The sequence below is a fragment of the Burkholderia dolosa genome (assembly GCF_902499135.1).
GTDB classification, from domain to species: domain Bacteria; phylum Pseudomonadota; class Gammaproteobacteria; order Burkholderiales; family Burkholderiaceae; genus Burkholderia; species Burkholderia dolosa.
This window is the reverse complement of sequence record NZ_CABVPR010000120.1, coordinates 1-5,240: the sequence shown is the minus strand read 5'-3', so window position 1 is coordinate 5,240 and position 5,240 is coordinate 1. Positions and strand designations below refer to the sequence as shown.

Sequence of the window (5,240 nt, the reverse complement as noted above, 5' to 3'; positions counted from 1 at the left end):
GAGGCGGCCGGCGGTTTCGCGACCGTGTACCGCGTCGGATGGCCGGCGCTGCGCCGCGCGATGCGCGACGTGCCGCACGACGCCGAGGCCGCGCGTGTCGACGCGTGTTTCGCGCTGATCGCCGCGCTCGACGACACGAACCTGCTGCATCGCGGCGGGCGGGCCGGGCTCGATTTCGCGCGGGCTGCCGCGCGCGCGTTCGTCGCGCGCGGCGGCGTGCGCGCGCGCGACTGGCGCCTACGCGCCGTGGCCGTGCATCGCGCATTCGTCGCGCGGCGGCTCAGTCCGGGCGGCGCGGCCGATCTGCTCGCAATGAGCGTGTTCGTCGACGCGTTCGAAACCGGCGAGGACGCACGATGACGCTGGCGATCCTCTGTTCCGGACAAGGCGCGCAGCGCGCCGACATGTTCGAGCTGACCGGCGCCGCGCCGCAGGCCGACGCGCTGTTCGCGCATGCGGCGCGACTGCTCGGCGACGATCCGCGCACATGGGTGCGGCACGCCGCGCCGGACGCGCTGCGCGAGAACCGCGCCGCGCAGATTCTGTGCACGGTGCAGGCGCTCGCGGCTGCCGCGCTGCTCGACGCCGTCTGGCCGCGTCGGCGCTGCGTTGCCGGGTACAGCGTCGGCGAGGTCGCGTCGTGGAGCGTCGCGGGGATGATCGATCCGCACGACGCGCTCGAGCTGGCCGACGCGCGCGCGCGCGCGATGGATGCCGCGAGCGGCGGCGACGAGCGGATGGCGTTCGTGCGCGGCCTCACGCGCGCGCAGCTCGCGCGGCTGTGCGACGGCCGCGATGCGGCGATCGCGATCGCCAACCCCGGCGACGCGTTCGTCGTCGCGGGCCGGCATGCCGACGTCGATGCGGTGGCCGACGACGCATCGCGAGCCGGCGCACCGCGCGTCGCGCCCGTGTGCGTGCGGATCGCGTCGCACACGCGCCGGCTCGCGTCGGCCGTGCCGGCGTTTCGCGCGTCGCTCGCTGCGGTGCGCGTGCGTCGCCCGTTGCCGGGTACGCGGCTGTTCTCCGGTATCGACGGCGCGTCGGTGCTCGACGTCGATGCGGGGCTCGACAAGCTTGCGCGGCAGATCGCGGAGCCGGTCGAGTGGGCCGCTTGCATCGCGGCGTGCGTGGAGGCCGGCGCGAGCGCATTTCTCGAGCTCGGGCCGGGGCGCGCGCTCGCCGACATGGCGAGCGCCGCGTATCCCGCGATGCCGGCGCGCAGTCTTGCGGATTTCCGCTCCGTCGACGGCGTGACGGACTGGCTCGCGCGCGTGTCCGCAGACTGATCGTCGCGCGCGAAAGCGGCCCGCCGGCGCAGCGCGGTGCGCTCGCCATGCGCGCGGTGTTGCGCCGGCGCAGCAACGCGGCGGCACGCGCTTGCCACGCGAACTGGCATCGCTAAAATGGCGCGCGCCATGAAATCCGCCGCCATTCTTCTCGTCGCGCTCGGCTGCGCGGCGAGCGCTCACGCCAGCCATATTCCTTCCGACGCCGCATCGGTCGGCGCGTACTTTTCGTATGACAACGCAGCGGCCGACGCGACCGTCGACCTGATCGAACACGCGCAGCGGCGCGTGCTGCTGGCCGGCTACACGCACGTGCCGCCGGCCGTTGCCGCGGCGCTGCGCGCGGCGCGCGCACGCGGCGTCGAAGTGCGGGTCGTGCTCGTGCGTCCGCCGCGCGCCGGCAAGTACAGCGGTGCGGCGTATCTGAAATCCGCGGGCGTCGACGTGGCGATCGACGCGCGGCGCGGCGATTCCGCCCCACGCTTCGTGATCGTCGACGACAACGTCGCGCTGACGACGCTGTCCGACGGCGCGGCCGCTCATGCGGAAACGGTGAATGTATTCCAGCGCGCGCCGGAACTCGCGCAATCGTACGCGCAGTCGTTCTGGCGGCTGTATCGGCAGGCGGCGGGGCTGTGACGCCGCGCGGTGATGCGGCGTAGGCGACGATCGCTGCAGCGATCGTCGGACTGTTCGATCACGATGATGTTCGCGTTGTCCGCATCCCTCGAATCCCCAGAATCCCCAGAATCCCCAGAATCCCCAGAATCCCCAGAATCCCCAGAATCCCCAGAATCCCCAGAATCCCTCGCATCCCCCGCATCCCGCGAATCCCGCGAATCGGTGTGACCCTGCTTGCATCGGCAAGGCCGGTGAACCATGCTGGTTGGACAGGCGTCGATGCGCATTCCGCCGATTCGGCGCAAAGCACGGAGAGTCGATCGTGACCGAGTATTTCGCCGATCGCGCGGACGCCGGCCGGCAGCTCGGCAATGCATTGCACGACTATGCGGCGCGCAGCGACGTCGTCGTGCTCGCGTTGCCGCGCGGCGGCGTACCCGTCGCGTTTCAGGTCGCCGTCGCGCTGCGCGCGCCGCTCGACGTTCTCGTCGTGCGCAAGCTCGGCGCGCCGTACGACCCGGAATTCGCGCTGGGCGCGATCGCGACGGGCGGCGCGATTCATCTGCAGCGTGCGGCCCTTCGCGCGATGGGCGTCGACGATCTCGAGCTCGCCGGCGTGATCGCGCGCGAGACGGCCGAGCTGCAGCGCCGCGACGCGCTGTATCGCGGCGCCAGGCCGCCGTTGCCGGTGGACGGACGCGTCGCGATCGTCGTCGACGACGGCGTCGCGACCGGCGCATCGATGCGCGTCGCGCTGCAGGCATTGCGCGAGCGCCATCCGGCACGCGTCGTCGCGGCGGTGCCGGTCGCGCCGTCCGGCGCGCGGCATGCGTTCGACGGTCTCGCCGATGCGTTCGTCACCGTGTCGCAGCCGTCGTCGTTCTTCGGAATCAGCCAGTTCTACGCGTCGTTCGAGCAGACGAGCGACGATGAAGTGCGCGCGCTGCTCGACGCAGCCGGTCCGCTGCGCGGCGACCTCACGTCGGCCTGACGCGGCGCGCGCGCCGTCGTGGGCGCCGACGCTCGGCTTGCGCGAACACCTGCTGCAACGCCGGATGAACGTCGCCGCGCCAATGCGCGCCGGTGAACAGCCCGTAATGATCGCAGCCGTCGATGTCGATTCGCACGCGCTGGTCGTCCGCGAGGCCGCTGCACATGTCGAGCGCCGCGTGTGTCTGCCCGGCGCCCGTGACCGTATCGCACGCGCCTTCGACGGTCAGCAGCACGACGTCGCGCAGCGCGGCCGGCTCGACCCGCGTGCCGCCCGGCGCCCACGTGCCGTTCGCGACGCACATGCGCTGGAACACGACGTCGACCGTGTCGAGGAAGTATTCGGCCGGCATGTCGAGCAGCGCCGTGTATTCGCGCAGCGCGCGCCGCGCATCGGCGAACGCCGGCATGTCGAAGCGCGCGGCGGCGCGCGCGTAGTCGTCGATCAGCGACAGGAAGCGTTGCGGATACAGCAGCGCGATCTCGCCCTGCTGCAGATAGGTTGGGAACACGTGCCGGCCGTGTCCGCAGAAGCCCGGCGGCACGACATCGATCAGATGGCGGCGGCACCAGCCGAGCGTGTGCGAAGCGGCGGCTGCGCCGAGCACGCTCGGGTTGATCCGCGCGTCGAGCGGCCCGCCGATCAGCGTGACGCTTGCCGGCTGCCGCATGCCGCGCGTAGCGCGCAATGCGAGCGCGCCGAGTGCCGGCACGGTCGCCTGACAGACCGCGACGACGTGCAGCGGCCGATCGTCGTGTACGAGCGCGCCGACGAAACCGTCGAGCATCGCGACGTATTCGTCGAGCCCGAAGCGGCCCTGCGCGACCGGAACGTCGCGCGCATTGAGCCAATCGGTCACGCACACGTCGCCGTCCGCGAGCAGCGTGTCGACGGTCTCCCGCATCATGACCGCCGAGTGCCCGGCGAGCGGCGCGCACAGCAGCACCGTGCGGTGCGCATCGGCGCGCGTGAAGCGCCGCAGCTCGCAGAACGGCGTATGCGCGACGACCTCGTCGCGCACGCCCGGCTGCGCGATGTCGAAGCGCGGCGGTCCGGCCGGCTGGCCGAGCAGCGGGTCGAACAGATCGTCGTAGCACGTCGATGCGGCGTGCGGCAGCGTCGCGGCGGGCCACACGTCGAACGCGTGCCGCGTTGCCGCGCGCCACGCGCGCATCCATTCCCGCTGCTGCTCGACGACGGCGTACCACATGACGGACCTTCGGGCGGAACCGGGTGAACCTGCATTATGGTCACTGCGCCGCGCGGCGGGGGCACGAATTCGCGATCGCGCGATGCGCATCATGCGTGCCTGACGCGGCGCGGAGCGGGGCGGCGCGCGCTATGCGTAGCGGCGCGGCGCTGCTACAGTCATCGGTCCCATTCTTACCGGAGCGTTTGCAATGAAGCTGATCGGCATGCTGGATTCTCCGTTCGTTCGCCGGGTCGCCATTTCGGCGAAACTGCTGGACTTGCCGTTCGAGCACGAGTCGGTGTCGGTGTTCCGTCACTTCGACCGGTTCAAGGCCGTCAATCCGGTCGTCAAGGCGCCGACGCTCGTGACCGACGACGGCGCGACGCTGCTCGATTCGTCGCTGATCGTCGACTACCTCGACCATCTGGTCGAGCCGCAGCGGCGTCTGCTGCCGGCTTCGGCCGACGCACGCGTGCGCACGCTCGTGCCGGTCGGATTCGCGCTGGCGGCCGCGGAGAAGACGGTGCAGGTCGTCTACGAGCACGCGCTGCGGCCCGCCGACAAACAGCATGCGCCGTGGCTCGAACGCGTGCTGAGCCAGCTCGAGGCCGCGTATGGCGAGCTCGAGCCGCTCGTCGCGGCTGCCGACGGCTGGTTCGGCGGCGCGCGGCTGCTGCAGTCGGACGTGACCGTCGCGGTCGCGTGGCGCTTCACGCAGTTCGTCGCGGCCGATTATCCGGCGCTCGCGCGGATCGATCCGGCCCGCTATCCGGCGCTCGCCGCACATTCGGCGCGGGCGGAGGCGCTGCCGGCCTTTGTCGAGACGCCGCTCGCGTAAGGCCGATTGGGGCGGGCGGCAGCACGCAAGCCGAGCAAAGGCGGTGTGCCGCGTCCCGTCGGCGCATGCGAGCGGGCGGTTTGTGTGCGGATTCGTTGTTCGGCGACGACGACGTCGCCGGCACGCCGTTGCGGCGTCACGGCATCACGGCACACGGCATCACGGCATCACGGCATCAGGGCGTCAGGGCGTCAGGGCGTCACGGCCTCACGGCCTCACGGCCTCACGGCCTCACGGCAACACGGCAACACGGCAACACGGCAACACGGCAACACGGCAACACGGCAACACGGCAACACGGCAACACGG

General features: G+C 71.6%; 6 protein-coding genes. 5 read left to right on the top strand and 1 reads right to left on the bottom strand.

Annotated features, from left to right (window positions below; genetic code table 11):
- The 4 genes from BUB20358_RS27555 to BUB20358_RS27540 form a co-directional block, all read left to right on the top strand.
- Positions 1-360 (top strand): triphosphoribosyl-dephospho-CoA synthase (locus tag BUB20358_RS27555; protein WP_174905165.1); only part of this gene is annotated, 360 nt, incomplete at its 5' end.
- Positions 357-1,289 (top strand): malonate decarboxylase subunit epsilon, encoded by a 933-nt coding sequence (mdcH, locus tag BUB20358_RS27550; protein WP_035972656.1) that lies wholly within the window; start codon positions 357-359, stop codon positions 1,287-1,289. The genes BUB20358_RS27555 and mdcH, both read left to right, overlap by 4 nt.
- 117 nt (positions 1,290-1,406) lie before the next feature.
- A complete protein-coding gene (locus BUB20358_RS27545) occupies positions 1,407-1,928 on the top strand; it encodes a phospholipase D-like domain-containing protein (RefSeq protein WP_006764668.1) in 522 nt (173 codons plus the stop codon).
- Between the two features lie 304 nt (positions 1,929-2,232).
- Positions 2,233-2,901 carry a phosphoribosyltransferase gene (locus BUB20358_RS27540; protein ID WP_006764667.1) on the top strand — a complete coding sequence of 223 codons (669 nt, stop codon included), beginning with the start codon at positions 2,233-2,235 and terminating at the stop codon, positions 2,899-2,901.
- Here BUB20358_RS27540 and BUB20358_RS27535 read toward each other — a convergent pair.
- Positions 2,888-4,111 carry a polyhydroxyalkanoate depolymerase gene (locus tag BUB20358_RS27535; RefSeq protein WP_006764666.1) on the bottom strand — a complete coding sequence of 408 codons (1,224 nt, stop codon included), beginning with the start codon at positions 4,109-4,111 and terminating at the stop codon, positions 2,888-2,890. The two genes, BUB20358_RS27540 and BUB20358_RS27535, sit on opposite strands and share 14 nt — an antisense overlap.
- A 190-nt stretch (positions 4,112-4,301) precedes the next feature.
- On the opposite strand from BUB20358_RS27535, the gene BUB20358_RS27530 reads away from it, so the two are divergent.
- On the top strand, positions 4,302-4,931 hold the full coding sequence (locus tag BUB20358_RS27530) for a glutathione S-transferase family protein (RefSeq protein WP_006764665.1): 630 nt from the start codon (positions 4,302-4,304) through the stop codon (positions 4,929-4,931).
- Positions 4,932-5,240: the final 309 nt, after the last annotated feature.